Origin of the sequence: Paradesulfitobacterium ferrireducens (genome assembly GCF_017310645.1) — a bacterium.
GTDB classification, from domain to species: Bacteria; Bacillota; Desulfitobacteriia; order Desulfitobacteriales; family Desulfitobacteriaceae; genus Paradesulfitobacterium; species Paradesulfitobacterium ferrireducens.
On sequence record NZ_JAFLRH010000041.1, the window covers coordinates 1 to 25,031 of the forward strand.

Genomic DNA, 25,031 nt, shown 5'->3' on the forward strand with positions numbered 1-25,031 from the left:
CTTATTTTAGCATATTTCCTTACCAGAGACTAAATTGAGAGCGATTCAAAATAGTTTAATTTCGTTTTTTCATTAAGGGATTGACTCCGCCCCATTCATACGGTATCATCATATCAAATAGCTTAAGGGGAGTAGCTTTACTGCAAAGCCGTCAGCTCAGGGTTTGCCCTCGGCTCTGCAGACAACGGAATGTTGTTGCAAGACCTTTACCATCATGGTAAAGGTCTTTTTTGTGCAACAACCCTGATTTTTTTCTAAAAAACGGAAATCATATTTATAGGTATTCAGAATTTAGTAGTCAGAATTCAGTAATTTGAATGTGCGATTCTCTATTATGCTCCTGACTCCTATCTCCTGAGTACTTACTATATATATAATCTAAGAGGGAGTGGTTTGTTTGAATTTCCTGCCTACTGAGTTTTTTTCAGCCCTGTTCTCGATTATCATCATTGATCTGGTTTTGGCCGGAGACAACGCCATTGTCATCGGTCTCGCCGCCCGCAACCTGCCCCCTAAAAACCAAAAAGCGGTCATTGCCTGGGGGACCCTGGGCGCTGTTATCATCAGAGCCGCCGCCACCCTAGTGGTTGTCTGGCTTTTGAAAATTCCCGGGTTGCTCTTAGCCGGAGGGTTAGTCCTTATCTGGATGGCCTATAAGCTTTTGGTGGAAGAGAAAAAACACGATGTGCAGTCAGGCGCCACCATGTGGGCGGCCATTCGCACGATCATTATAGCGGATGCAGTCATGGGGCTGGATAATGTCTTGGCGGTAGCCGGGGCGGCCCACGGCAGCTTTTTAATGGTTGTGATCGGTCTCTTGGTTAGTGTGCCGATCGTGGTCTGGGGCAGCACCTTGGTTATCAAAGTCATCGAGAAATATCCGGTGATTATTTACATTGGATCCGCTGTTATTGCCTACACCGCCGGAAAAATGATTACGGACGAGCCGTTTCTCAAACCCTTTTTTGAAGAGAACAGCTATCTAAAATGGCTATTAATTATTGGAATCGTAATTGGAGTACTTATCACCGGTAAAATCAAGAAACAGAAAAAGGTCGTAAGCTAGTTCCATGCAAAAAGTTTGCATGCAAAAAGCGGAAACTCATCAAAAAAATATCTTGTCAAAACTTGTACTTTTATGGTATGCTCTGAACGAAACAAAATTCTTTTCCCTTTAAGTTAGTCCCGTGAGGCTAAGAAGGAAATGGTGAACCATGATATTTTTTGGCATGGGTGCCTCTTTCTTGCTCGCGGGCAAGGAAGAGGTTTTTTGTTTAGCTATTCGGAAAGTGCAAGTCTGTGGGCGCATAAGTGCAACTAAGGCTTCTACCTGCGCCCTAGGGGCTTGGCACAAGCCAAGTTTTCTTTAATGAAAAAAGGAGGTTTTTCCATGGCCGCAGAAGTTCAAATCCACGAAAAACTCCCCCTTGCCCAAGCAATCCCACTTGGTTTGCAGCACGTTTTTGCAATGTTTGGCGCAACCGTTCTGGTCCCGTTTCTCACCGGTCTAAGTCCGGCGATCGCACTTCTCTCCTCAGGCATCGGCACAATTATCTTCCTGCTCCTCACCAAAAGCCGGGTGCCCGCATACCTCGGTTCATCTTTTGCTTACATCGGAACCTTAACTATCTTTGTCAAAAACTCCAATGATCTGCCCTCCGCGATGGGAGGAGCCCTCGCAGTCGGACTTGTTTATATCATAGTATACCTGCTCATGTCAGTCTTCGGCACAGCCTGGATTCATAAAATTGTCCCTCCGGTTGTAGCCGGCCCGGTCGTTGCCATTATCGGCTTGAGTCTTACCCCGGTGGCAGCTCAAATGGCTTCCACCAACTGGTATGTAGCAAGTTTTACCCTGGCTGTTGCCCTGATCCTGTCCATCTACGCCAAAGGATTTCTTAAGATTATTCCGATTCTGGCCGCTATCATCGTCGGTTACATTGTGGCTGCTTTCTTAGGAATTGTGGACTTCACTGGGGTAAAGGCCTCTTTTGAACACCTTATTGCCTTCCCGGTAAACTTCTCAACCTATCAGCTGCCCAGTTTGAATAAAGAAGCAATCTTCTTGATGGCTCCCTTGGCTTTGGTCACGATCATCGAAGACCTAGGACACATGATTGTTCTCGGCAACATTACCCACTCTGACCCCATTGAGAACCCCGGCTTTCACCGCGTCCTTTTGGGCAATGGTCTGGCTACCGGTGTCGCCAGCTTCCTCGGTGGACCCCCGGTCACAACCTACGGGGAAAACATCGGCGTCTTAGCCGTCACCCGCGTTTATAGTTCGCGCAATCTCTGGGTTGCCGCCTTCATCGCCATCATCCTGAGCATGTTCAATCCGCTCCAAGCTTTGGTCATGTCTATTCCGCAGTCAGTTATGGGCGGAGTGACGATTCTCCTCTTCGGTATGATCGGCGCGGCCGGCTTACGCACCCTGATTGAAGCGAAAGTCGATTTCTCTCACACCAAAAACCTGATTATAGCCTCGGTTATTTTCGCTCTCGGCATCGGCGTAAGCAATCACGGTGTGGCCTGGGCCACTGCCGTCGGCATTATTATGAACCTGGTGCTGCGCGATCCGGAAAAGAACTAAGAAAGATATAAAATTTGAAGCGGCAAGACAACACCCCTTGGGATGACCTGAACCCAGGGGTGTTTCTTTATTGCTTGTTACTAAGCAGTTATTCAGAATTAGATGTTACTCAAATGTTGCGGCGATTCTCTCATTCTGGATCCTGTCTCCTGACTCCTGAATTCTGACTCCTGTATACTTTAGTTAAAGCTTTTTCACAGCCTCACTCATCACTTGCTCATCCTGAACCCTGATCACCACTTGGGCAGCTTCCCCAGCCTTCTCAACAAAGGCGTACATATATTCAACTGAAACCCCTTGTTCGACCAATTGATTCAAGACTTCGGACAGCCCGCCCGCGCGGTCATGCACCTTAAGCACCCATACCGGAGTGGTTGAAACCACGTAGTCCCGCTCCTTGAGCTTGGCTGCTACGGCTTCCGGCTCGTCCACCATGATGCGCAAAACGCCATAATCCTTGGTATCTGCCAGGGAAAGCGCCCGGATGTTGACCTTTAACTCTGCCAGGACGCTTAAGACTTGGGCCAGCCGGCCCTGGGAGTTCTCTAAAAAGATGGATAGCTGCAGCACCTTCGTTCCCTCCTTTAACCTTTGCGTTTGTCGATAACCCGCTTGGCTTTTCCTTCACTGCGCGGGATGCTTTTCGGTTCAACCAGACGCACGCGCACGGAGATGCCGATAATGTCTTCAATACTGCGCTTAACCCGTTCTTGCAGGTTCTCCAACTCCCGCACCTCATCCAGGAAGCTCGCCGTGTTCACTTCCACCCAAACTTCCAATTGGTCAAGGGTTCCAACCCGTTCCACCACTAACAGGTAATGCGGCTCCAAGCCGCCCACCGCCAAAATCCCTTCCTCCACTTGGCTGGGGAAAACGTTAACACCCCGGATGATCAGCATATCATCCACTCTGGCGGATACCCGGTCCATGGTCCAGCCCTCGTGTCCGCAATGCTCGCATTTGCCATAGCGGAGAGTGGTCAAATCCTTGGTGCGGTAGCGCAGCACCGGAAATCCTTCTTTTTCGAGCGTGGTAAACACCAGCTCTCCTTTTTTTCCCTCTGGCAAGGGGCTGCCGTTTTCGTCCAAAACTTCCGGATAAAAGTGCGGATCAATATGGAGCCCGTGCTGACCCTCACATTCGATCGCCACCCCCGGACCCATGATTTCACTCAAGCCGTAAATATCTATGGCTTTGATGCCGAGGCGGGACTCGATCTCTTCCCGCATACCCTCCGTCCAGGGCTCCGCTCCGAAGATTCCGATACGAAGGCGCAGTTCATCCCGCGAGATCCCCGTTTCTTCCAAGCTCTCGGCTAAGTATAAGGCATAAGATGGAGTACAGGCCAAAACGGTGGTCCCGAAGTCTTTCATAAGCATAAGCTGCCTCTGGGTATTGCCCCCGGAAATTGGCACGACGAGGGCACCCAGTTCTTCACATCCGTAGTGCAGCCCCATACCCCCGGTGAATAGTCCATAGCCATATGCGACCTGGACCACATCTTTGGAAGTAACCCCCGCCAGGCGCAGGCCGTTGGCCACGATCTCGGCCCATAATTGAACGTCTTTGCGGGTATACCCTACAACCGTGGGCTTGCCGGTGGTTCCGGATGAAGCATGCACCCGCACCAAGTTGTCCACAGGCTCGGCCATTAACCCAAACGGGTAGTTGAGCCTTAAATCTTCTTTACTGGTAAGCGGCAGACGCTGAAAATCTTTAAGCGACTGAATGTCTTCCGCTTGCGTAATTCCCAGCTCTCCCAAACGCTTTTGATAATAGGGAACTCTTAGAATTCTGGCAACGGTTTCGCGCAGTTCCTTTACCATCTCTTCCTCTTGCAGCACGCCCTTTTCCTCCCCACCTTAGAGCCCGGCTTGCGCTTTTAAGTCTTGCGCCTTATCGGTCTTCTCCCAGGGCAGATCCAGATCCAGCCTGCCGAAATGGCCGTAAGCCGCCACTTGACGGTAGATCGGCCGGCGCAGGTTCAGAGTTTTAATAATCCCGGCCGGGCGCAAATCGAAGTTTTTCTTCACCAATTCAATGATTTTTTCATCCGAGATTTTACCGGTACCGAAGGTTTCCACGGATACGGACACCGGCTGAGCCACCCCGATGGCGTAAGCGATCTGGATTTCGCAGCGCTCAGCCAAACCGGCCGCGACAATATTCTTGGCCACATAGCGGGCGGCATAGGCCGCAGAACGGTCAACCTTCGTGGGATCTTTGCCGGAGAAAGCTCCGCCTCCGTGACGAGCCATCCCGCCATAGGTATCTACGATAATTTTGCGCCCGGTAAGACCCGCATCCCCCTGGGGACCGCCAATGACAAAGCGCCCGGTGGGATTAATGAAATAGCGGGTTTTTTCATCCAGCAGTTCCGCCGGTACCGTCGGAAAGACCACATGTTCGAGCAGATCTTTGCGGATTTGCTCCTGGCTGACTTCCGGATGGTGCTGGGTTGAGATGACAATCGTGTCGATGCGCACCGGCTTGCCGTCTTCGTATTCCACGGTCACTTGAGTTTTCCCGTCCGGACGCAGATAGTCCAGGAGATCGGATTTACGCACTTTACTCAGGCTCAAAGCCATCCGGTGTGCCAGGTCAATCGGAAGAGGCATATAGCTTTCCGTCTCATTGGTGGCATAGCCAAACATCATGCCTTGGTCACCGGCTCCGATGGCTTCAATTTCCTGGTCGGACATTTCCCCGGTTTTCGCCTCCAGGGCCTTGTCCACTCCCATGGCAATATCCGGGGACTGCTCCCCGATGGAGGTAAGCACGGCACAGGTATCCGCATCAAACCCAAACTTGGCCCGGGTATAGCCAATTTCCCTGATCGTCTCCCTCACAACCCGGGGAATGTCCACATAGCAGGAGGTGGTAATTTCTCCGCTCACGAGCACCAGCCCGGTTGTGACCGAGGTTTCGCAAGCCACCCTGGCATTGGGATCTTTTTCAAAGATTGCATCAAGAATTGCATCCGAAATCTGGTCGCAGATTTTATCCGGATGCCCTTCGGTTACAGATTCAGAGGTAAAAAGTTTTTTAGCCATTGTTTGTTAAATTTCCTCCTTTACGCCCTTCACGCCGAGCAAAACCGCAATCTCTTGCACCAGCTTGCGCGCAATTTCGATTTTATCTTGCTGGGGTAAATCTATTCTTCTCCCGTCCGGGAAGAGAAAGCTAACAATATTGGTGGGGCTGCCAAAACCCGCCCCCGGCCTGGTCACATCATTGGCTACCAGCAAGTCCACGTTTTTCCGCAGCATTTTGTCCTGCGCATGTTTAATCAGTTCTTCGGTTTCCGCAGCAAAACCCACGAGAACCTGCCTGGTCTTCGAGCGCCCGAGCTCAGCTAGGATATCCGGGTTCGGAATAAGTTCCAGATGAAGAATTTCTCCCTCTCCCTGCTTCTTAATCTTCTGCTCCGACTGCACCGCCGGCCGGTAATCGGCGACCGCCGCAGCCTTAATCACGATATCGGTTTCCGGAAAGCGTTTTAAGACTTGGTCTCGCATTTGGAGGGCCGTCATGACCGGCACATGTTCAACCTGGGACAAGGGCTCCAGCGATGTCGGTCCGCTCACGAGCACTGTCTCGGCCCCGGCTTCTTGCAAGGCCTGGGCGATGGCGTATCCCATGCGTCCGGAACTGCGGTTTCCGATATAGCGCACCGGATCAAGGGGTTCCTGGGTGCCTCCTGCCGTGACCAGCGCTTTTTTTCCTTTTAATAGCTGCCTTCCCCGGAAGAAGCGTTCAAGCTCCTCCACAATCTCCGGCGGCTCGCTCATGCGCCCGTCCCCATCCGTCCCGCAGGCCTGAAAGCCGGCAGCCGGGCCGATCAGATGCACCGAGCGTTCTCTCAGACGTTTAAGATTTTCTTGGGTTGCGGGATGATGATACATCCAATGATTCATGGCCGGAGCCAGAAAGAGCGGAGACCGGAGCGCCAGAAGCACGGTCGAGAGCAAATCATCCGCCAGGCCCACGGCCAGCTTGGCTATTATATTAGCGGTCGCCGGAGCGACAACCGCCGCCTCCGCCCGTTCGGCCAAAGCAATATGCTCGACATTCCAAAGCTTGGGTTCGGCAAACATCTCCACATGAACCGGATTGGCCGAGAGGCTCTGCAACGTCAGCGGAGCAATAAACTGGGCTGCTTCCTTCGTCATGACCACATGCACATCTGCCCCAAGCTTGCGCAAACGGCTGACAACCTCAGCAGCCTTATACGCGGCGATCCCGCCGGTAACTCCGACCAGAACAAACTTATCCTTCATAATAGCCTTACCTTCATAATAGCTTTACTTTCATAATAACTTACTTCATTAATAAACCTTTACCTTCGAAACAAAGCCTTAACTTGTAAACAACCTTATCTGCTTATTTAATCCCTTCGCGCGTCCGTTCGTAGCGGATTTTGCCCTGGGCTATATCTTCCAGGGCCAAGCTCACCGGCTTAATACCCTTGTTCACACCCTCAGAATTGCCGTCTTCCATAAATGAGCGCGCCCGTTTGGCCGTAACGACCACCAGCGTGTACTTACTGTCTACTTGATCCATTAATACATCAAGTGAAGGCTGTCTCATGAATGTTCCTCCTTAAAGAGAAATCGATTCCGCTCAACACGGCACTTCTCTGCGACAATAATGCTGCGCAACTTGTGCACCGCGGCAGGAACTTCATCATTGACCACGACATAATCGTATTCCGTCAGAAGGTTTATTTCCTGACGGGCAGTGGCTAACCGCCTGGCAATCACATCTTCCGCTTCCGTCCCGCGCTTGTGAATTCTTTCGGACAAGGCCTTAAGCGAGGGCGGAGCAACAAAAATAAACAATCCATGGGGGCTGCGTTTTTTCACCTGAAGCGCCCCTTGGGTCTCTATCTCTAATATAACGTCTTTGCCTGCGGTTAGTGCCTGTTCCACTCCAAAAATAGGGGTTCCGTAATAATTGCCGCAAAACTCCGCCCATTCCAGCAACTCACCTTTGGCAATCATCTCCTCAAACTCTGCTTTGGTGCGGAAAAAATAATGCACTCCCTCCACTTCCGCAGGGCGGGGCTGACGGGTGGTCGCTGAGACAGAGTACTGAAGATTCGGCTCCAGACGGAGCAGTTCCCGGCAGAGCGTACCCTTGCCGGCTCCGGAAGGACCGGAGAGGACAATCAGTAAGCCATCACCTTTCTCCACACTCACTCACCTAATCAGCCGGATCTTCCGCATGGGAACCGGATTCTTTGCTGGAGAGACGATGTGCGACCGTTTCAGGCTGTACCGCCGACAGAATGACATGATGACTGTCACAGATAATGACTGCCCGCGTCCTCCGGCCATAGGTCGCATCAATCAGCATGCCGGCATCCCGCGCTTCCTGGATAATCCGCTTAATCGGAGCGGATTCCGGGCTGACAATGGAAATGATCCGGTTCGCTGAGACAATGTTGCCAAACCCGATGTTAATTAGCTTGATATCCAAAGTTAAACCCCCTACCTATTCTAAATTCTGAACCTGTTCCCTGACCTTTTCCAACTCACTTTTGACATCTATGACAACCTGGGAAATCTCTAAATCATTGGCTTTGGAACCAATGGTGTTGATCTCCCGGTTCATTTCCTGAATGATAAAATCGAGCTTGCGTCCCACCGGTTCAGCGCTTTTAAGTGCTTTTCTGCTTTGCTCCAAATGGCTCTGAAACCGCACAATCTCTTCCGTAATCGAAGCCCGGTCCGCAAAAAACGCAACTTCATTAGCCAGGCGAGCCTCATCGAGCACGGTTTCGCCAAGCATTGCCTGCACCCTTTCCCGCAGGCGCTTTTGATAATCAGCGACGACCAAATCCGACCTTTTCTCGATTTTAGCCAAAGACGCTTCCAGTAGATTAAGGCGCCCCCAAAGATCTTCCGTTAGTTTCTCCCCTTCTTTTAGCCGCATCCGGATAAAATTATCCAGAGCGGAGGTTAAGGCTTCAGCGCAGACCGGCCACAACTTGTCAAGATCTGTTTCCGCTTCTTCCAGGGAAAGAACCTCCGGCAAGGCCGCCAAACGGTAAATATCCGGCTCATAGGCAGTATGTAAGGATAATGCGAGTTCCTTCAGTGTTTTATCATACGACAGCACTAAATCTTTGTCAACCTTAGCCAATCTCTTTTTTTCTTCCGTTTGCGCCGGATTAAGATAAACCTCCACCCGCCCGCGCTGGAGTTTCTCCTGCACCAGTTTGCGCACCGGTTCCTCGAAACTCATCATGTTGCGCGGAAGCCGCACCACCACTTCCAAGAAGCGGTGATTGACCGCTTTTAGCTCCACCGTAAACTGGTAACCTTCTCCACTGGCCTCACCCCGGCCAAATCCTGTCATGCTGGTCGCCACTTATTATGCACCCCTTGTCATAAGCTCGATAAAAAATATGCACCAGTCAGAAATATCATTCAGATTATATCATATCTCTACTATCAATTCCCAATATTAAAAAGCTCAGAACGTTCATCTCTGCCTCGTTACCTCTTAGCCTGGCCAAGACAAAAAGGGCCTCACGGCCCTTTTTATACATTGATTCCGGCTTATTTAGAATTCAAACTTCCCGAGGCTTTGCTGCATGCGTTTGAGCGCTTCCTGCAGCCGCTCCGTTCCAACCGTGAGTGAAATGCGGAAGTATCCTTCCCCGTACTCACCGTAGCCGTTGCCCGGAGTCACCACCACTCCCGCTTTATCCAGCACCGCCTCGGCAAAGGAAGCGGAAGTATAGCCGCGCGGCACTTGGGGCCAGACATAAATGGTTGCTTTCGTCTTGGGCAGATTCCAACCCAGAGCATTCAAACCGTCAATCACGATATCCCGGCGTTTTTGGTAAGTCTTGCAGATCTCTTCGACGAAAGCCGGAGGGGATGCCAGGCCTGCCATCGCTGCTTCCTGCACCGCCTGGAAAACACCGGAGTCAATATTTGACTTAATCCGGCCCAGGGCTTCCACTACACGGGAGTTCCCGGCGGCCCAGCCAACCCGCCACCCGGTCATGTTATAGGTCTTGGACATGGAGTGGAATTCAATTCCCACCTCTTTCGCACCCGGGAGACTGAGAAAACTTGGAGGCTTGTACCCTTCAAAAGCAATCTCGGAGTAAGCCGCATCATGGCAAAGGATGATATCGTATTTCTTGGCAAAAGCAATAGCCTTCAGATAAAATTCCTCATCCGCAATCGCCGAGGTCGGGTTGTTCGGGTAGTTCAGGAACATAAGCTTGGCCTTGCGGGCCACATCTTCCGGGACGCTGTCCAGATCAGGCAAAAATCCGTTTTCTGCTTTCAGGGGCATCTTATACGGAACTCCTCCGGCCAGCATGGTGCCAATCCCGTAAACCGGATAGCCCGGGTCCGGAATCAGAGCAATGTCTCCCGGATTAATGTAGCAAAAAGCGATATGGGCAATCCCCTCTTTGGATCCGATTAAAGTCACGACTTCTTTTTTAGGGTCAAGCTCTACCTTGGAGCGCTGCTTATACCAATCCGCCACAGCCTGGCGGAACTGAAGCATTCCCACATAAGAGGGGTAGCGGTGGTTTGCTGGGTTCCGGGCAGCCTGGGTCAGGCGCTCGATAATATAATCCGGCGTCGGCATGTCCGGATCCCCGATGCCCAGGCTAATGACATCCACTCCTTTAGCCCTGGCTGCAGAGACCTTCTCATCAATGCGGGCAAATAAGTACGGCGGCAAGGCTTTGATTCTTAGTGCTTCTTCCAATGTTACTTCCTCCTCAGTTAAGAAAAATTATTATCTGCATTTAAAGCAGTAGAGCTCACATAGACATTGAATTGCTTTTTATTTTAGGAAGAGATAATTTTTCGAATGATTAACTTTGAAGGAGTTCTCCCTTAAATACATAGGCCGCCGGGCCGGTCATATAGACGTGGTTGTCCGCCGCCCATTCGATGAAAAGGTCGCCTCCGGGCAAATGCACCGTTACAGCGCGCCCCGTCTTATCATTGAGCACCGCCGCCACAGCCGAGGCACAGGCTCCGGTGCCGCAAGCCAGTGTTGGTCCGGCTCCGCGCTCCCAGACTTTCATCGTCAGTTCCGAGTTTGAGTCAACCCGAATAAATTCCACATTCGTTTTCCGCGGAAACTGAGGGTGTTTTTCAATAGCAGGACCCAAACGGTCAAAATCCAAGTCCTCAAAATCATCTGCGAAAATCACACAGTGCGGGTTGCCCATGGATACCGCTGTGTAATGGATCGGTTGGCCCTCGACTTCCAAAGTGGCATTAACCACTGGTTCTCCTTGTGCCAGCACCGGAATTAGGCCCGCTTTTAAGATGGGCTCACCCATATCGACCCGTACTCCTGCGACTTCCTCACCCTCAAAATCAAGGCGTAAGCTCAGAATTCCGGCCAGGGTTTCTACGGTGATGGGGTTAACCGCAACATATCCTTTATCATGAACAAATCGGGCTGCACACCGGATGCCGTTGCCGCACATTTCCGGCTCCGATCCGTCCGCATTAAAAATGCGCATGCGCACATGGGCAGTATTCGATGGAAGAATGACGATCAGACCGTCTGCACCAATGCCGAAATGCCGGTCGCAGAGACGGCGGGCCAGTGCCGGATAATCCATTGCCGGGGACACAGAAAAATGGTCCAGGAAGACAAAGTCATTTCCCAGACCGTGCATTTTAACAAATTCCATGTTCTTCCCTCCCAGTCGCCTTACTATCATACATCCAATGGCTCAGTGCCGCTAAGTATTACACCATCTTATGCAGCTCTTAGCCTTTCAGGCTGTTCCCCTACAGCTTACGCGGCGCTCACTGTTCCTGTTCAAGAATACTACGAGCATCTGCCGCCGGTCAACTGTTTGCAGGAATGTATACACGACTGCATGAAGTCTCGTTCAATGCTTGTACGCATCTTTTCTTGGGCTGCCGTTTAGACTTAACCGCAGCAATGGGTCGAATTAATTTAACGCTGGGCTAGGGAAGGTTTAACACGCATCGGACGGCGCAAGAGCCGGACAAGTCCGATTAGGACCGACGGTCCCCCGGCTACGGCGAGGATTAAGCCCCACTGCCAGCCCACTAGGGCCGTGGTTTTGAAAATTGCCTGCAACGGCGGTAAATAGATAACACTTAGCTGCATGGTTACGGAAGTCGCAACGGCTGCCACTATATAGGGATTCGAAAGCAGCCCGACTTCGAAAATTCCGCGTGTCTCCGACTTGCAGTCAAATACATGGAAGAGCTGGGAAAAAACCAGAGTGGTGAACGCCATGGTGCGCGCCCCCAGGATATCAACTCCGATGAAAAGGGCGGATACAAAGACAAACAAGGTTCCGATTCCCATAAGCGTCCCCCGAATCCCGATTTTACGGGCCAAGCCCCGGGCGAACACACTTTCACCCGGTGTGCGCGGCGGCCGGTTCATAATATCCGGTTCCGCTCGGTCGACTCCAAGCGCCATAGCCGGCAGCCCGTCCGTCACCAGGTTCACCCATAGAATCTGAATCGGGAGCAGGGGCAAAGGCAAGCCAACCAAAGTCGCCAGGAACATGGTTAAGACTTCTCCTAAGTTGCAGGAGAGCAAGTAGCGGATAAACTTGCGGATGTTGTCGTAAATGGCGCGGCCTTCCTCCACCGCCGCCACGATGGTGGCGAAATTATCATCCCCCAGGACCATGGCCGATGCTTCCTTGGTGACATCCGTTCCGGTCTTGCCCATGGACACCCCGATGTCTGCTTCCTTGACGGCGGGTGCGTCATTCACCCCGTCTCCGGTCATGGCTACCACTTGGTTGTGTTTCTTAAATGCCCGTACAATTCTCAGTTTATCCTTGGGCGTAACCCGGGCATAGACCGAAACATTCATCACTTTTTTCGCCAAATCCTCTTCCGACATGCTCTCTAAATCCGCCCCGGTGAGGATTTCCCCCGACCCTTGCCGCATGATCCCGAGTTCTTTGGCCACCGCTTCCGCAGTCAGCCGATGATCCCCGGTGATCATCACCGGCTTGATCCCGGCCCGGCGGCAGACTTGAATCGCCTTGGCCGCACTGGCGCGCGGCGGATCGATCATGCCCATGAGTCCGACGAAAGTTAACCCCTGTTCACTCCGCTCGTCCGGCGCGCCGCTTTCGGCCAGCGGCTTCTCCGCCAAAGCCAGGACGCGCAGGGCCTGTTTGGCCATCTCGTCATTGGCCCGCAGAATTCTGCGCTTGCGCAGCTCCGTTAATTCGATCCGCCCCTGATCGGTGAGTTCATGGGTACACAGCTTCAGGATGACATCCGGCGCCCCTTTGACATAGGCATATTTCCCTTTTTTGGAGCTGTACATGACACTCATGCGTTTGCGGTCGGAGTCAAACGGGATTTCCCCGATCCGCTCTTCCTTGCGCTCCAAGGTCTCGCGCCAAATCCCGGCTTTAGCCGCAGCGACCAGGAGCGCGCCTTCCGTCGGATCCCCTTCGATGCCCCAAGGTGCTTCTTTGGCTGCCGAGCGGAAGAGCCCGGCAACTTGAACCCCTTTCTTGGTCAGTTTGGAGTTATTGCACAAGGCCGAGATTTTAAGCGCTTCACGCAGGGGCTCTCCTTCTCTGCCCGGCTCCCCGCCGTGAAAATCCCCTTTGGGATCATATCCCTGACCCGAGACCGTAACCATTTTGCCCCCGGCAAAAATCTGCCTCACCGTCATCTCATTCTGAGTCAGCGTCCCGGTCTTATCCGAACAGATGACGGTGGCACAGCCCAGGGTTTCCACCGCCGGGAGCTTGCGGATAATGGCCTGTCTCTTGACCATTCGCTGCACCCCGATCGCCAGGGCCACCGTCACAATCGCCGGCAGCCCTTCCGGAATCGCTGCGACCGCAAGCGAGACCCCGGCAAAAAACATTTTATAGAAGCCTTCCCCGCGCAAAATCCCGGTAATCACTACGACCACGCACACCAAGACGCTGATAATAACCAGCCATTTGCCAAGCTGGGCCAGGCGTTTTTGCAAAGGAGTTTCTTCATCTTCGACACTCTGGATCATCCCGGCAATGACACCCATCTCCGTCTCCATTCCGGTCGCGACCACAACCCCTGCACCCCGCCCATTGACTACAACCGTTCCCATGTACCCCATATTCTGACGGTCAGCCATCGGAGTCAGTTCGTCCATGATGGGGGCAATACTCTTGCTTACAGGGTGGGATTCCCCAGTCAGGGCAGACTCTTCCACTTCCAGATTCACCGCCTGAATCCAGCGGATATCTGCGGGAATGCGGTCCCCGGCCTCGATCAGCACAATATCCCCGGGGACAAGCTCAGATGCCGGAATGCGCTGTTCCACCCCTTCGCGCATGACTTTCGCTTCCGGGGCCGTCAGGGAACGCAAAGATTCCATGGAACGCTCGGCCCGGAACTCCTGAATGAATCCGAGAATCGCATTAATTATGAGAATCGCCATGATGGTGATCGCATCGGCCAGCTCCCCTAGGAGCCCGGACACCACCGTAGCCGCCAGGAGCACGAGCACCATAAAGTCCTTGAATTGCCCCAGGAATAGAAAAACAGGGTGAACCCCTTTTTTTACCGCTAAGACATTTTGCCCTACTTCACTCAGGCGGCGGTTTACCTCTTTCAGATTTAGTCCCTTGCCCGGATGCACGCCCAGGGTTTTAACCACTTCCAGCCAAGGCAAGACGTGCCACGCTTGTTGCCGCATGTACCTAAGCTCCTCCTCTCATTCATACCTGATTTAGTACATGCTTATGCCTTGTCCCTAGAAAAAATACCCATGGGCTGGTATACTTAGAGGGCGAAAATTTACTATTAGTATTCAGAATTCAGTAGTCAGAATTCAGTAGCGATTTCTAGCTGACTCCTGACTCCTATCAATCTTTTTCAACGAAAGGGAGTTCCCGTTATGGCCCTCGACGGCGTCACACTCTACTACTTAGTCCGAGAGCTTGCACCCCAGCTTATCGGAACCCGGGTGGATAAAATCCATCAGCCGGAAAAAGAAGAAGTTCATCTCTTGCTGCGCGGCCAAGGCAGCTCATACCGCCTCCTGCTCAATGCCAGCGCGACTGCCGCGCGCTTTCATATCACCACGGTGAATAAGAAAAACCCCGTCACTCCGCCTATGTTCTGCATGATTCTGCGCAAACACTTGGAAGGTGCTAAAATCATCGCCGTGGAACAAGAGGGGTTGGAACGGCTGATTACGTTCGTGTTTCAGAACTATAACGAGCGCGGGGATCTGGCTACGTATCATTTGCACCTGGAAATCATGGGCAAGCACAGCAACTTGATTCTCGTTGAACGAGTTAATATTATTGACGGGCTCAAACGCTACTCGCATGCTCTAAGCCGTTACCGGGAAGTACTTCCCGGGCGCCCTTACCTCACCCCGCCCTCTCAGGGCAAGTTAGAGCCAACCTCAGACGAAGACACTTGGCGCGCCGCCCTATATGGCGAAGATAACAGAGAGGATGAGAGCGAAAACCTCAGTTCCAAGCTCACCGGCATCCTGCTTAAGCGCCTGGCCGGAGTCAGCCCGGAACTGGCGCGCGAACTGGTGCTGCAGGCCGGACTGGTCGAAGACACCCGGCTCGAACAATGCGGGGACATCGACTTAAGCCGCCTCTTTCAGTCTTACCGCCGTTTGGCCTGTCCGCAACCGGAGAGTCCGATTGAACCTTGCCTTTATTATATGACTAAGCAGGCTTCCGCTTTTACATTTCTCCCCTTCCAGCAGTATCAAAGCCTAAGCCGCGAAAGCTTCGCCAGCCTGAATGCGTGCATTTCCCGTTTCTATGACCTTAAAAGCTCGGGCAACACCTTAGAAGCCAAACGGGGCTCCCTCAAAAAGGTGGTTCAGGAGCATCAAGCCCATCTAAGCAAAAAACTGAACATCTATGAAGAAACCTTGGCTGAAGCCCGCAGCTCCCTCGCCTACCAGAAATGGGGCGAACTCCTGACCGCCAATCTCTACCGCATCCAGCCGGGAGCCTCTGAAACCACCGTCGAAGATTACTACGAAGCCAACCTGCCCCAGCTCACGATTCCCCTCGACCCCCAGCTCACTCCCAACGAAAACGCCCAGCGCTATTACCGCCTTTATAACAAAGCCAAGGCGACGCTGAACAAAACAGAGCCGCTTAAAGAGAGCGCGCTCGCGGAGTTAAGGTATCTTGAATCTTTGCTCGTAAGCCTGGAACAAGCGGCCAGCCTGCCAGAGCTTGAGGAAATTCACACCGAACTCGCTGAACAAGGTTATGTGGCAGCTAAGAGCGGCCCCGGTCAAAGAAACAAAAAATCCGGCAAACTGCCGGACCCGGTTCCACGTTCTTATTATTCAAGCACAGAACGCCAGATTCTGGTTGGAAGAAATAACAAGCAAAACGAATGGCTTACTTTGAAAAAAGCCAAACCTACCGATCTTTGGCTCCACGTGAAAGAAATCCCCGGCTCCCATGTGATCGTGCCTTTGGCAGACGGAGAGGAATTCCCGGATGACGCCACATTGGAAGAAGCCGCAGCCCTGGCGATTTACTTCAGCCAAGCCCGGGGTTCATCCCAAGTCCCGGTGGACTACACCCATGTGAAGAATATTAAGAAACCCAAAGAAGGAAAGCCGGGTATGGTTATTTACGATAAGAACTGGACCTTATACCTCACGCCGAAGACTGAGGTGGTGGAGCGGCTGCTGGAGAGCGGGGAATAAGATGCGGTTTAACTTTTTGCTGCCTCTTTAACCGCATCCACAATTTTTTGATAACCGGTACAGCGGCAAAGATTCCCGGAAAGTCCCCTGCGAATTTCTTCATCAGTGGGGTTTGGATTCTTATCCAATAAAGCCTTCGAAGCTAAGACCATTCCAGGCGTACAGCTAAAAGCGGCGGGGCACAATCTGCGGCTGGGGAAGCGCTCTGCAGATTGCCTGCGACTGTCCCCCGGTTTCGTATTTGAGGACTCCCAACAACTGATGCAGCCATACTCAAAGCCGGACAAAACTGTTTAATAAGAGGATGCTCTTCAAGCTTAGCATGAGTGACTAAGGAGCCTATTTCTAAGATCGACTTATCCTCGTTAAATCGTATTAACTTCCACTCTTCAAGCATAGATAGGTCTACAAGCCCACTGGGCAATATGGTCAACACAGAGTATTGCCGGTTTATCATCAGCAAGGATAAGGCGCTCTGCTGTAATAAGACTATCCCCTTCATTGATTAACAGCCGTTGGGCCGCCACTTGATTCGCTTGAGTAATGCTAGGTTTTACATAGGCAATGGAAGGATGATACCCAGCATCTGCGATTTCTTCAAGAAACTCCTTTTCAAGGTCCAGCCGGCAATTTACTTTCAGAACATGCTTATTGACAATCGTTCCAATTCCTCTCCGGCGGGTTATAAAACCCTCTCCTTCAAGGGATGCAAGCACATCACGTATAACTGTCCTGCTAATACCTAACTTTTGCGCAAGCACTTCTTCTGCCGGCAATTTCCCAGCTTCATCAAATGTTCCTTCACGCAGCATGCTAAGCAAGACTTTCCGTGCGTTAGAAGATAGTTCTTCATTATCAATTTTGGGGATTTCCAGCATATGACACACCACACTCACATTGTTAGGGTGATTGGAAGTAAGTACTAGGTAATAAGTAATAAGTAATACTCTTTTAAGTAAAACAAAAAACCCAGATGGAAGATTTCAGATCAAAATGAGTGAAACCTGCCCGCCTGGGTTTTTATCCAAAACGCCCTAGGTACATTTTCGCTCATAGTCAGGCTATTTACGGCAGCCTGGTAGAAACTTGCGGACCATATCTCCGCGATTATATGAACTCTATGCAGTTGTAAACTTAGTTTGAGTTTAACAGAGGATTCCCGTATGGTCAATAACAAATAAAATCAAAGCCTTGCAAGTTCCTGCATACCCATAAACACTTTTTCCGGAGTGATCGGAAGGCTTTGTACCCTTACTCCAACTGCATTGTATACCGCATGGGCAATGGCCGGTGCAGGAGTATTGGCAACGACTTCCCCGATGGACTTAGCGCCAAACGGTCCTGTAGGTTCAAAACTGCTCTCAAAGAAAACGCGAACCGTACCGATATCTTTGCGGCAAGGAATCTTATACTGCATAAAAGAGTTGGTCTGCATTCTCCCTTTTTGATCGTACCTCACGTCTTCGTACAGCGCCATTCCGATTCCCTGAGCAATTCCACCTTCGGTCTGGACCCTGGCCAGGCTGGGGTTAATGACGGTACCGCAGTCCACAACGGCAACATAATCGACAAGTTCCGCTTTCCCGGTTTCCAAGTCGACTTCAACCTCGGCAAAACCGGCGACGAATGGCGGGGGCGATATTTCATTGCCATAGGTTGAATGCCCTACTAATTGCTGTCTGCCCGTTCCTAACACAGACAGCTCAGCAATCTGATACAGGCTTATTTCCTTGTCTCCCTTAAGCGTTTTGACAACATTCCCGTCCAGTTCAGCATCCTGAGCGGATACTTCCAAATACCGTGCACCCTGGGCTAGGATTTGCTGCTTTAAGTCCTCTGCCGCCTTCACAACCGCCATGCCCGCAACATAGGTGGTGCTGGAGGCATAAGAACCCGGATCGTACGGAGAAATGTCGGTGTCTGCGGCGTTGACAATAATCTGTTCCATCGAAGTTTCTAAGACTTCGGCAGCCATTTGCGTGAGAATCGTGTCACAGCCTGTGCCCATGTCAGTAGCACCGATCAGAAGCGTAAAATTGCCATCATCATTGAGTCTTATCTCAGCGGTTGAGGTATCAATGTTGGCGATGCCCGAGCCTTGCATCGTGACCGCCATGCCCAGTGCTCTGACCTTGTTGGGGGCAACTTGACGCACAGGGTATTTATCCTTCCACCCGATCAGTTCCTGACCTTTAAGAATACATTGATCAAGAGTTGAGCTTCCTAAAGGATGGTTGGGGTAATTAATAAGGGTATCACCGGCTTTGACAATGTTTCTCAGACGGACTGCGGCTGGGTCCAGTCCTAATTTCTCCGCAAGTTTGTTCACGGCAGATTCGACCGCAAAGGTACCCTGGGTTGCTCCATACCCTCGGAACGCCCCCCCGGGCATCTTGTTGGTATAGACAGCATGTCCCGTGATGCGCCGCGCTTTAGCCTTATAAAGCGGGAGTGTATATTCCCCGACACAGCCGAGCACGGTTGAGGCATGTTCTCCGTAGGCTCCTGTATCCGATAGGACTTGAAGTTCCAAGGCTTTAATCAAGCCCTCCTTATCTGCCCCCATTTTAACCTTAATGCGCATCGCATGGCGGCTGGTGGTACAGGAAAAGGTTTCTTGTCGGTCATAGATAATCTTTGCCGGTTTCCCGGTTTTTAACGTGACCAGAGCGGCAAAAACATCGCCCCCACCGGTTTGCTTAGCTCCGAAACCCCCGCCAATCCTTGGTTTAATAACTCTGATCTTACTGGCGGGAATTTGCAGGGCTCTCGCTAATTGTCTCCGAATGTGGAAGGGAACCTGAGTGGAACTAATGGCCACAAGCCTTCCCATATGGTCAAGGTAGGTAAACGTGCGGTAAGTCTCCATCATAGCATGGGCTTGCGCTTGGGTATAATACGTTTCTTCAACGATCACATCGCATTGGGCCAATTCGCCGTCCACATCCCCGACTTCAAAGCGGTGTGAAGCCACAATATTCTTTTCCTTCTGCAAGCCTATTTCAAAGTTGGTCGAGAGGTTTTCTTCCGGGTGGACCACCGATGTATGCCCTATCGCCTTTTCAAAATCCAAGACAGGTTCAAAAACCTCATACTCGACTTTAATCAACTTCATCGCTTTGAGAGCGGTTTTTTCATCCACAGCAGCAATGATGGCTACTTCGTCCCCGACATAACGGACAATATCTTCAAGGATGAGCCGGTCATACGGAGAAGGTTCCGGATAAGACTGCCCGGCTAAGGTAAATCTGGCCTGGGGAACATCTTTATAGGTGAGGATGCACTCGACCCCATCCAGCTGCTCGGCCTTGGAGGTGTCGATGGATTTGATTTTAGCAAAAGCATAGGGGCTGCGCAGCAGCTTGACAACTAAGGCGTTTTTGAGGGCGATGTCGTCCGTGTAAACGGGTTTGCCTGTCACCAGAGCCATCCCGTCAATTTTGGAGATGCTTTGTCCTACAAATTTCACGCTAGCACCTCCAAATACTTTTTAACCGCTCTGAGCTGGCCCATATAGCCGGTGCAGCGGCATAAGTTCCCGGTTAAATAATGAACAATTTCATCGTCACTCGGGTTTTTCAGTTCACTTTTCATGGCCAATACGGTCATCGTAAAGCCCGGACTACAGAAGCCGCATTGCTCTGCCCCTTCAGCCGTGAGCACTTCGGCAAACTCCGCGGCCTCTTGCTGCAGGCCTTCGATCGTTGTGAGTTTTTTGCCGTCGGCCCTTATGCTCAACACGGAGCAGGACAACGTAGGCTTGCCGTCGATCCAGATGGTGCAAAGTCCACAGCAACTGGTATCGCATGCTTTTTTGACACTTAAGAAACCCTGCGCTCTTAAGGTATCTGCTAAGAATTCATCTTTTGCTACGTCTATCCTCACGTCTTTGCCATTAATACTCAGATTGATTAGCATGCCAGCACCTCCGTGATCCCTCTCTGAACAAGGACTTTGCTCATGGCTTGACGATATTCAGCGCTGCCTCTGACATTCGTCCCGAAGGTCAATTCTTCTGAAGCCGCTTTAGCCGCATCCTCGATCGTTTCATCGTTTAAGACATTAGCCTGAGACAAGAGTTCCGAGGCTTGAAGGGCTAATTCAGCTTTTAAAGGTCTGGCTCCTACAGCAATTGTCCAGCGTCCGTCCGCTTGGGATACTGCAGCATTGAGAATCGGGAAATCACTGGCGGAATTTCTGAGGCTTTGGCAGGAAGCTATTCTCTGGTCATTTTTGATGAATACCTTCGTAAGAATGTCTTTCTTCGGTGGTTGATTTAAGAACTCCTGTAAGCTCATGCGGCCATCATGATATAACTCGACTTCTGTGTCGAGAACGAGCAAAGCCGTGATTAAATCTGAAAAACCATACTTAGAGAAAACAGAGGCTCCCACGGTTACGACATTGCGAAATTGCACCCCGATAATCTGACTAACCGCTTGCGGCAGAATCCCGTTGAACGACTCTTTTAAAAGTGAACTTGTTTCCACATCCCGAAAGGTTGTCATAGCTCCAATCTCGATAAAACCATGCTGCTCTCTGATGTAGTTCAGGTTCAGTTTGGACAAGTCAATACCCGTCATGATTCTCTTAGAACCCAGCTTTAGAAAAGCACAGCCGCCAAGAACAGTATTGCTTCTCTTGCTTATCAGCGATTGATAAGCGTCTTCCAGAGTCTCCGGTTGGACTAAATCAACTAACGTGAACATCTTAACCTCCCTCAATAAATAAAAAAAGCCACAAGCGGAAGCAGGAATACCTTACAGCATTGCTAGCTTAGAATAACAAATGCCTCTGACTGCGTCAATACTTTTTCCGATTATTATCGACAAAACTTAGTTTAATGTTCGCCATTTTGAATCACCAGTTCCCATAGAGCGGGACATGAGCATTGACATAACACAAAATGGTGTTATAATAACTTATGACACCTTCTGGTGTCATATTAAATTTGGAGGGTATGATCATGCAAACACTCCCGGAAATCCGAAAGACGGTTGTTATCAATGCTCCGATTGAAAAAGTATGGAAAGCTGCGGCAACCTCAGAAGGTATTAGTGCTTGGTGGATGCCTAATACTTTTGAACCTATTTTAGGACATGACTTCGTACTGCACACAGGTCAATTCGGGGATTCACCTTGTAAAGTAACGGAACTCGACCCACCGAAGCGGATCGGTTTTGACTGGGGTAAAGATTGGCACCTTGTTTTTGAATTAAAAGAGTTAGGGGACGGAAAAACGGAGTTTACCCTGATTCATTCCGGCTGGGCTGCAGACAAAGTCACAGAGTTCGGGCAACCACATACTGTCGTTCGCAACATGATGGACGGCGGCTGGGAGAAAACCGTTAAAGAGAAGCTTCCCTCATATCTCGAGGCTTAGATGGCTTCCTCAGGGTTTAGGCACGATGTATTTGAGGCAATCGCCGACCCTACTCGGCGCAAGATCTTACACTTGCTTGCCGAGAGGGAAATGTCGATTGCTGCGATTACGGAATGCTTCTCACTCAGCCGTACTGCTGTGAACAAGCATCTGCAATTTCTTTCCGATGCGGGCCTTGTAATCAGTCAGAAGGCCGGTCGGGAAACTCGGTACCAGCTTCAGCCGGAACCCCTGGTGGAACTTAAACTATGGCTTGCCTTTTTTGAACACTATTGGGATGAAAAACTGTCTGCTCTCAAAAAATTCATCGAGAGCGACCAGAACGATTAGTTTTCTCAGAGCAAATATTCATACTGCCTGCGGCCGTAAAGTATACGTCTTATTTGCACGGTATCGCCGCTCACAATATAAAACACCACGTAATTCTCTATCACCATGCTCCGATATCCTTTCAATCGCAGCATGGTGTTTTTTACTAGTGGACAGCGCTCCGGCATTTGCTGAAGCGAACCGATACTATCCCGTTCCATGAACACTAGCCCTCAATTTTTCGGCCACTTCAAAAAAATCTTTTCCCTCCGCGCCGTCAGCGATTTCTGCCTCAGCCTCTAACAACTTGCTGTAAAGCTCAATTAAAGCCTGTTGTCGCTCATATAGCTCTATACTCATGGCAACTATGTCTCCCTTCTTGGTAATAAACACCGACGCTCACCCTTGCTATCACGCTTTCACAATAAGCTCACTGATATCCGCTTCAAGCCTTTTGAGAATGGCTATTTCCTGGGTTTTCATGTGCTCAAGCTTGTTCATAACGCTCAGCACCTGGGCTCTTACCTCCTCGGTGCTTGACTGGGATTCATGAATTCTCGATTGCATAAACCAATCTGCGATCAGTCCGTCAAAGAAGAAGTCTGCGAATTTCCCAAAGCCGTCTGTTTCCATGACGATCTCTGAGTCGATTTTGATATCGGTTAGCTCTGTCCTAAAATTGCGCAGCAACCTCTGGGTATTTACTGTTTCCGCCTTGGCATCGTCAATATGGGAATGTTTGGCCAGATCCGTGAGCAATCCCCCACCTATAAGGTCCCAAGTCCCCCATCCTTCAGCACTGTCAAGACTGCCTAGAACACGGTTGAGACTGTCTAGCACTGCATTTCCAGCGGATAAAGCTTCATTGATTTCTTTAAGATTCACTTTCGCGAGGTTTAATTTATCTGTTAGTTCGAGTATCTTTTGAGCCGTTTCTCCATTTTCCCGCAAGAGGATTTCTCTCTTTTGCACATAGAGCCGGTCATATTTCTTTTGGCACTCAAGATAGCCCGAGCGTTCAGCGGACAATTTTGTGATCTGATCCTTTATATCCTCCAAATCTTTTCTCATTTGTTCATATTTCAGCTGTGCGGCCAAGGCTTCTCTGCGTTCCTTCTCAACGTGTTCATCCAGACTGCCCAACATCGCATAGAAAAGTGAAGCCATGCTTGTATGTTCAAGCTTCTCCACATCCTGATTTTCTTTTTCCAGGATAACTTTCAGCTCTTTCTCCCTGCGTTTTAGATTCCGTTGTTCCGATTCCAACTCTTGCAGAATGGCATCAATTTTATGCAGGCGTGCTATGCCCTGTCGGTTTTCTTCTAATCTTTCGTTAATATCAGAATACATTTCTATTCTCCTCCCGCTTTATCGTATTTTGGCCCCAAATGGTATGAGCCCCAGCTTAGCAAATTTAAAATGCTGAATTCCAAAAGGTATACCCACAATCGTAATACAAAATATTAGTCCTATTGCAAGATGAGCTACGGCAAACTCCCATCCGAAAAAGACGAGCCAGATCAGGTTCAAAAGCAGCCCTCCCGCTCCGAAGTGACCCAGTTCTATCTCCTTGCCAAAAGGCCACAGTACGAATTGCGCGATCTTAAAACATTGAAAACCAAATGGTATCCCAATAATTGTGACGCACAGGATTAAACCGGCTATAAACCATAAAACAGACGCAATAATCCCGCCTAATAACAGCCAGATAAGATTTCCAATAAAATTCATCCTCTTCCTCCCATTCGGTAAGAGCATTCAATTTACAGCAGTCTTGGTACTCGTTGAATGAAAAGATTCTTTTCTAAGCATTCAACACGCTTCCTATCCTTTCCTCCTAAAATATCCAAAAAATGCAGTAAGTTTGAAATCCAGCAGTTCCGCCTTATCGCCGGCTCCCTTTGACTCTCTGGAAATATTTTGGTATAATCCAATTAGCCATTTTAGCTAAAATAGCTAATTGGAGGTGTTTTTTAGTGATAGTCAATGCAACCGACCTCAAAAACAATCTCGGAAAATACCTGCGCCTCGCCGCCAGAGAAGATATTTTCATCACAAGCAACGGCCGCAAAGTGGCCAAACTTTCCTCATGTGATGATCCGGACGAGGTTTCGCTTGAGGATGGATTGATCAGGGAGCAGGCCGAGCATTACGAGGTTTGGCCGCGCAAAGCTTCCTACGAAGAGTTCCTCAAGCTGACTGAAAACAGTGATGAGCGCTACGAATACATTGACGGGGAAATTCATCTCCTTGCTTCACCTGGAACACTTCACCAGAAGATCCTCGGGGAGCTTCACTTCATCTTTTATACTTGGTTTCAGGGGAAAAAATGCCGGCCCATGTTGGCCCCCTTTGATATCACCTTAAAGAGAAGTCAGGAGAATATTAACGTCGTTCAGCCGGATTTGATGGTTATCTGTGACCTGGAAGAGAAACTAGATGAGCGAGACTACTATATGGGCGTTCCCGCGCTGGTGGTGGAAATCATCTCCGAAAGTACCCGCAGCAAGGATTTAATTAAGAAGCTGGATTTATATATGGCCACCGGAATTAAAGAATACTGGATCATTAATCCTCTCAATAAGGAAGTCACTGTCTACCTGTTTGAGGAGAACAATATCTCTGACAGCACCACCTATAAAAACCATGAGACCGCGCTCTCCTATCATTTTGCCGGATTAGGAGTTAGTTTGGATAAGATTTATGAGCAGGAGAACCCCAAGCCCGGGATTTAGCTGTACTCGAAAGCTCTATTGAAAATTGGGCTTTACCGGCAGAAACGGCAGAGGCAAGACAACTTTTCTCCATTTGCTCCTTGGCAAATACGAATACAGCGGCCGCATTTCCGCAAGTGCCGGCTTCGAGTATTTTCCGTACGAGGTAGCAGACAAGGAAAGCAATACCATTGATGTGGTTGATAGCATCTGTTCGAATTATCTTCAGTGGGAGCTTGTGCGGGAGTTAAATCTCCTTGGAATTACCCCATTGAAAAAGAGAGACTGACCAGATTCTGATCAATCTCTCTTTCTGTGTTTCAGCTTA

26 protein-coding genes, 2 pseudogenes and 1 riboswitch are annotated in these 25,031 nt (G+C 50.2%); of the genes and pseudogenes, 7 read left to right on the forward strand and 21 right to left on the reverse strand.

Going from position 1 to position 25,031, the window contains the following annotated elements:
- Positions 1–397: 397 nt before the first annotated feature.
- Positions 398–1,066 (forward strand): TerC family protein, encoded by a 669-nt coding sequence (locus tag J0X21_RS14290; RefSeq protein WP_206812890.1) that lies wholly within the window; start codon positions 398–400, stop codon positions 1,064–1,066.
- Positions 1,067–1,390: 324 nt separating this feature from the next.
- Positions 1,391–2,593, forward strand: coding sequence for a solute carrier family 23 protein (locus J0X21_RS14295; RefSeq protein WP_206812891.1), 1,203 nt, complete (start codon positions 1,391–1,393; stop codon positions 2,591–2,593).
- Positions 2,594–2,776: 183 nt separating this feature from the next.
- On the opposite strand, the gene J0X21_RS14300 is transcribed toward J0X21_RS14295, so the two are convergent.
- The 11 genes from J0X21_RS14300 to J0X21_RS14350 form a co-directional block, all read right to left on the reverse strand.
- The gene (locus J0X21_RS14300) at positions 2,777–3,163 is read right to left on the reverse strand and encodes an amino acid-binding protein (RefSeq protein WP_206812892.1); all 387 of its coding nucleotides are present in this window, start codon (positions 3,161–3,163) and stop codon (positions 2,777–2,779) included.
- A gap of 14 nt (positions 3,164–3,177) precedes the next feature.
- Positions 3,178–4,419, reverse strand: coding sequence for a phenylacetate--CoA ligase family protein (locus J0X21_RS14305; protein ID WP_407947656.1), 1,242 nt, complete (start codon positions 4,417–4,419; stop codon positions 3,178–3,180).
- Positions 4,420–4,455: 36 nt separating this feature from the next.
- Positions 4,456–5,646 (reverse strand): methionine adenosyltransferase, encoded by a 1,191-nt coding sequence (gene metK, locus J0X21_RS14310; protein ID WP_206812893.1) that lies wholly within the window; start codon positions 5,644–5,646, stop codon positions 4,456–4,458.
- Between the two features lie 6 nt (positions 5,647–5,652).
- Entirely contained in the window at positions 5,653–6,873 is a 1,221-nt protein-coding gene (gene coaBC / locus J0X21_RS14315; protein WP_209011436.1) for a bifunctional phosphopantothenoylcysteine decarboxylase/phosphopantothenate--cysteine ligase CoaBC, read from the reverse strand.
- 103 nt (positions 6,874–6,976) lie between these two features.
- A complete protein-coding gene (rpoZ, locus tag J0X21_RS14320) occupies positions 6,977–7,183 on the reverse strand; it encodes a DNA-directed RNA polymerase subunit omega (RefSeq protein ID WP_206812894.1) in 207 nt (68 codons plus the stop codon).
- Entirely contained in the window at positions 7,180–7,788 is a 609-nt protein-coding gene (gmk, locus tag J0X21_RS14325; protein ID WP_206812895.1) for a guanylate kinase, read from the reverse strand. Before gmk ends, rpoZ begins: the two co-directional genes overlap by 4 nt.
- Positions 7,789–7,798: 10 nt before the next feature.
- Positions 7,799–8,074, reverse strand: coding sequence for an extracellular matrix/biofilm regulator RemA (gene remA / locus J0X21_RS14330; protein ID WP_206812896.1), 276 nt, complete (start codon positions 8,072–8,074; stop codon positions 7,799–7,801).
- A gap of 15 nt (positions 8,075–8,089) precedes the next feature.
- Positions 8,090–8,968 carry a YicC/YloC family endoribonuclease gene (locus J0X21_RS14335; protein WP_206812897.1) on the reverse strand — a complete coding sequence of 293 codons (879 nt, stop codon included), beginning with the start codon at positions 8,966–8,968 and terminating at the stop codon, positions 8,090–8,092.
- A 195-nt stretch (positions 8,969–9,163) separates the two neighbouring features.
- Positions 9,164–10,336, reverse strand: a complete 1,173-nt coding sequence (locus J0X21_RS14340) for an LL-diaminopimelate aminotransferase (RefSeq protein ID WP_206812898.1) — start codon at positions 10,334–10,336, stop codon at positions 9,164–9,166.
- Positions 10,337–10,445: 109 nt separating this feature from the next.
- Positions 10,446–11,282 carry a diaminopimelate epimerase gene (gene dapF / locus J0X21_RS14345; RefSeq protein ID WP_206812899.1) on the reverse strand — a complete coding sequence of 279 codons (837 nt, stop codon included), beginning with the start codon at positions 11,280–11,282 and terminating at the stop codon, positions 10,446–10,448.
- 272 nt (positions 11,283–11,554) lie between these two features.
- Positions 11,555–14,293 carry a calcium-transporting P-type ATPase, PMR1-type gene (locus J0X21_RS14350; RefSeq protein ID WP_206812900.1) on the reverse strand — a complete coding sequence of 913 codons (2,739 nt, stop codon included), beginning with the start codon at positions 14,291–14,293 and terminating at the stop codon, positions 11,555–11,557.
- 201 nt (positions 14,294–14,494) lie between these two features.
- Here J0X21_RS14350 and J0X21_RS14355 point away from each other — a divergent pair, with 201 nt between their 5' ends.
- Positions 14,495–16,297: an Rqc2 family fibronectin-binding protein gene (locus J0X21_RS14355; protein WP_206812901.1), complete on the forward strand. Its 1,803-nt coding sequence runs from the start codon at positions 14,495–14,497 to the stop codon at positions 16,295–16,297.
- 8 nt (positions 16,298–16,305) lie between these two features.
- Here J0X21_RS14355 and J0X21_RS14360 read toward each other — a convergent pair.
- The 6 genes and pseudogenes from J0X21_RS14360 to J0X21_RS14385 all read right to left on the reverse strand — a co-directional run.
- Positions 16,306–16,461, reverse strand: a pseudogene (locus J0X21_RS14360) ((2Fe-2S)-binding protein); the annotation flags it as partial.
- Complete coding sequence (locus J0X21_RS16215) at positions 16,440–16,799, reverse strand: FAD binding domain-containing protein (RefSeq protein ID WP_407947654.1); 360 nt, start codon at positions 16,797–16,799, stop codon at positions 16,440–16,442. The pseudogene J0X21_RS14360 and the gene J0X21_RS16215, both read right to left, overlap by 22 nt.
- Entirely contained in the window at positions 16,687–17,175 is a 489-nt protein-coding gene (locus J0X21_RS14370) for a GntR family transcriptional regulator (protein ID WP_206812903.1), read from the reverse strand. Before J0X21_RS14370 ends, J0X21_RS16215 begins: the two co-directional genes overlap by 113 nt.
- A 155-nt stretch (positions 17,176–17,330) precedes the next feature.
- Positions 17,331–17,432: riboswitch (purine riboswitch) on the reverse strand.
- 48 nt (positions 17,433–17,480) lie between these two features.
- Entirely contained in the window at positions 17,481–19,766 is a 2,286-nt protein-coding gene (locus tag J0X21_RS14375) for a xanthine dehydrogenase family protein molybdopterin-binding subunit (RefSeq protein WP_206812904.1), read from the reverse strand.
- Entirely contained in the window at positions 19,763–20,215 is a 453-nt protein-coding gene (locus J0X21_RS14380) for a (2Fe-2S)-binding protein (protein WP_206812905.1), read from the reverse strand. The genes J0X21_RS14375 and J0X21_RS14380 overlap by 4 nt, the downstream gene beginning before the upstream one ends.
- Complete coding sequence (locus tag J0X21_RS14385; protein WP_206812906.1) at positions 20,209–21,006, reverse strand: FAD binding domain-containing protein; 798 nt, start codon at positions 21,004–21,006, stop codon at positions 20,209–20,211. Before J0X21_RS14385 ends, J0X21_RS14380 begins: the two co-directional genes overlap by 7 nt.
- Before the next feature lie 257 nt (positions 21,007–21,263).
- Here J0X21_RS14385 and J0X21_RS14390 point away from each other — a divergent pair, with 257 nt between their 5' ends.
- Positions 21,264–21,680, forward strand: coding sequence for an SRPBCC family protein (locus J0X21_RS14390; protein ID WP_206812907.1), 417 nt, complete (start codon positions 21,264–21,266; stop codon positions 21,678–21,680).
- Positions 21,681–22,010, forward strand: coding sequence for an ArsR/SmtB family transcription factor (locus J0X21_RS14395; protein WP_206812908.1), 330 nt, complete (start codon positions 21,681–21,683; stop codon positions 22,008–22,010).
- 5 nt (positions 22,011–22,015) lie between these two features.
- Here the strand turns inward: J0X21_RS14395 and J0X21_RS14400 are convergent, their stop codons facing one another.
- From J0X21_RS14400 to J0X21_RS14415, 4 genes are read right to left on the reverse strand one after another with little or no spacing between them, the layout of a single operon-like run.
- Positions 22,016–22,210 carry a type II toxin-antitoxin system RelE/ParE family toxin gene (locus J0X21_RS14400; protein ID WP_206812909.1) on the reverse strand — a complete coding sequence of 65 codons (195 nt, stop codon included), beginning with the start codon at positions 22,208–22,210 and terminating at the stop codon, positions 22,016–22,018.
- The gene (locus tag J0X21_RS14405; RefSeq protein ID WP_236006282.1) at positions 22,197–22,349 is read right to left on the reverse strand and encodes a hypothetical protein; all 153 of its coding nucleotides are present in this window, start codon (positions 22,347–22,349) and stop codon (positions 22,197–22,199) included. The genes J0X21_RS14400 and J0X21_RS14405 overlap by 14 nt, the downstream gene beginning before the upstream one ends.
- A gap of 51 nt (positions 22,350–22,400) precedes the next feature.
- Positions 22,401–23,339 (reverse strand): hypothetical protein, encoded by a 939-nt coding sequence (locus J0X21_RS14410; RefSeq protein ID WP_206812910.1) that lies wholly within the window; start codon positions 23,337–23,339, stop codon positions 22,401–22,403.
- 18 nt (positions 23,340–23,357) lie between these two features.
- Positions 23,358–23,720 carry a YccF domain-containing protein gene (locus J0X21_RS14415; protein WP_206812911.1) on the reverse strand — a complete coding sequence of 121 codons (363 nt, stop codon included), beginning with the start codon at positions 23,718–23,720 and terminating at the stop codon, positions 23,358–23,360.
- A gap of 245 nt (positions 23,721–23,965) precedes the next feature.
- Here J0X21_RS14415 and J0X21_RS14420 point away from each other — a divergent pair, with 245 nt between their 5' ends.
- Both J0X21_RS14420 and J0X21_RS16220 read left to right on the forward strand, forming a co-directional pair.
- Positions 23,966–24,724 carry a type II toxin-antitoxin system prevent-host-death family antitoxin gene (locus tag J0X21_RS14420; RefSeq protein ID WP_206812912.1) on the forward strand — a complete coding sequence of 253 codons (759 nt, stop codon included), beginning with the start codon at positions 23,966–23,968 and terminating at the stop codon, positions 24,722–24,724.
- A 22-nt stretch (positions 24,725–24,746) separates the two neighbouring features.
- A pseudogene (locus J0X21_RS16220) lies at positions 24,747–24,968 on the forward strand (Lsa family ABC-F type ribosomal protection protein); the annotation flags it as partial.
- Positions 24,969–25,031 lie beyond the last annotated feature (63 nt).

What these genes read in the sequence shown, in the direction of transcription:
- J0X21_RS14295 (WP_206812891.1), top strand. Translation starts at nt 1,391, where the DNA reads ATGGCCGCAGAAGTTCAAATCCACGAAAAACTCCCCCTTGCCCAAGCA.
- J0X21_RS14305 (WP_407947656.1), bottom strand. Translation starts at nt 4,419, where the DNA reads ATGGTAAAGGAACTGCGCGAAACCGTTGCCAGAATTCTAAGAGTTCCC.
- metK (WP_206812893.1), bottom strand. Translation starts at nt 5,646, where the DNA reads ATGGCTAAAAAACTTTTTACCTCTGAATCTGTAACCGAAGGGCATCCG.
- coaBC (WP_209011436.1), bottom strand. Translation starts at nt 6,873, where the DNA reads ATGAAGGATAAGTTTGTTCTGGTCGGAGTTACCGGCGGGATCGCCGCG.
- rpoZ (WP_206812894.1), bottom strand. Translation starts at nt 7,183, where the DNA reads ATGAGACAGCCTTCACTTGATGTATTAATGGATCAAGTAGACAGTAAG.
- dapF (WP_206812899.1), bottom strand. Translation starts at nt 11,282, where the DNA reads ATGGAATTTGTTAAAATGCACGGTCTGGGAAATGACTTTGTCTTCCTG.
- J0X21_RS14350 (WP_206812900.1), bottom strand. Translation starts at nt 14,293, where the DNA reads ATGCGGCAACAAGCGTGGCACGTCTTGCCTTGGCTGGAAGTGGTTAAA.
- J0X21_RS14355 (WP_206812901.1), top strand. Translation starts at nt 14,495, where the DNA reads ATGGCCCTCGACGGCGTCACACTCTACTACTTAGTCCGAGAGCTTGCA.
- J0X21_RS16215 (WP_407947654.1), bottom strand. Translation starts at nt 16,799, where the DNA reads ATGAAGGGGATAGTCTTATTACAGCAGAGCGCCTTATCCTTGCTGATG.
- J0X21_RS14370 (WP_206812903.1), bottom strand. Translation starts at nt 17,175, where the DNA reads ATGCTGGAAATCCCCAAAATTGATAATGAAGAACTATCTTCTAACGCA.
- J0X21_RS14380 (WP_206812905.1), bottom strand. Translation starts at nt 20,215, where the DNA reads ATGCTAATCAATCTGAGTATTAATGGCAAAGACGTGAGGATAGACGTA.
- J0X21_RS14385 (WP_206812906.1), bottom strand. Translation starts at nt 21,006, where the DNA reads ATGTTCACGTTAGTTGATTTAGTCCAACCGGAGACTCTGGAAGACGCT.
- J0X21_RS14390 (WP_206812907.1), top strand. Translation starts at nt 21,264, where the DNA reads ATGCAAACACTCCCGGAAATCCGAAAGACGGTTGTTATCAATGCTCCG.
- J0X21_RS14395 (WP_206812908.1), top strand. Translation starts at nt 21,681, where the DNA reads ATGGCTTCCTCAGGGTTTAGGCACGATGTATTTGAGGCAATCGCCGAC.
- J0X21_RS14400 (WP_206812909.1), bottom strand. Translation starts at nt 22,210, where the DNA reads ATGGAACGGGATAGTATCGGTTCGCTTCAGCAAATGCCGGAGCGCTGT.
- J0X21_RS14405 (WP_236006282.1), bottom strand. Translation starts at nt 22,349, where the DNA reads ATGAGTATAGAGCTATATGAGCGACAACAGGCTTTAATTGAGCTTTAC.
- J0X21_RS14410 (WP_206812910.1), bottom strand. Translation starts at nt 23,339, where the DNA reads ATGTATTCTGATATTAACGAAAGATTAGAAGAAAACCGACAGGGCATA.
- J0X21_RS14415 (WP_206812911.1), bottom strand. Translation starts at nt 23,720, where the DNA reads ATGAATTTTATTGGAAATCTTATCTGGCTGTTATTAGGCGGGATTATT.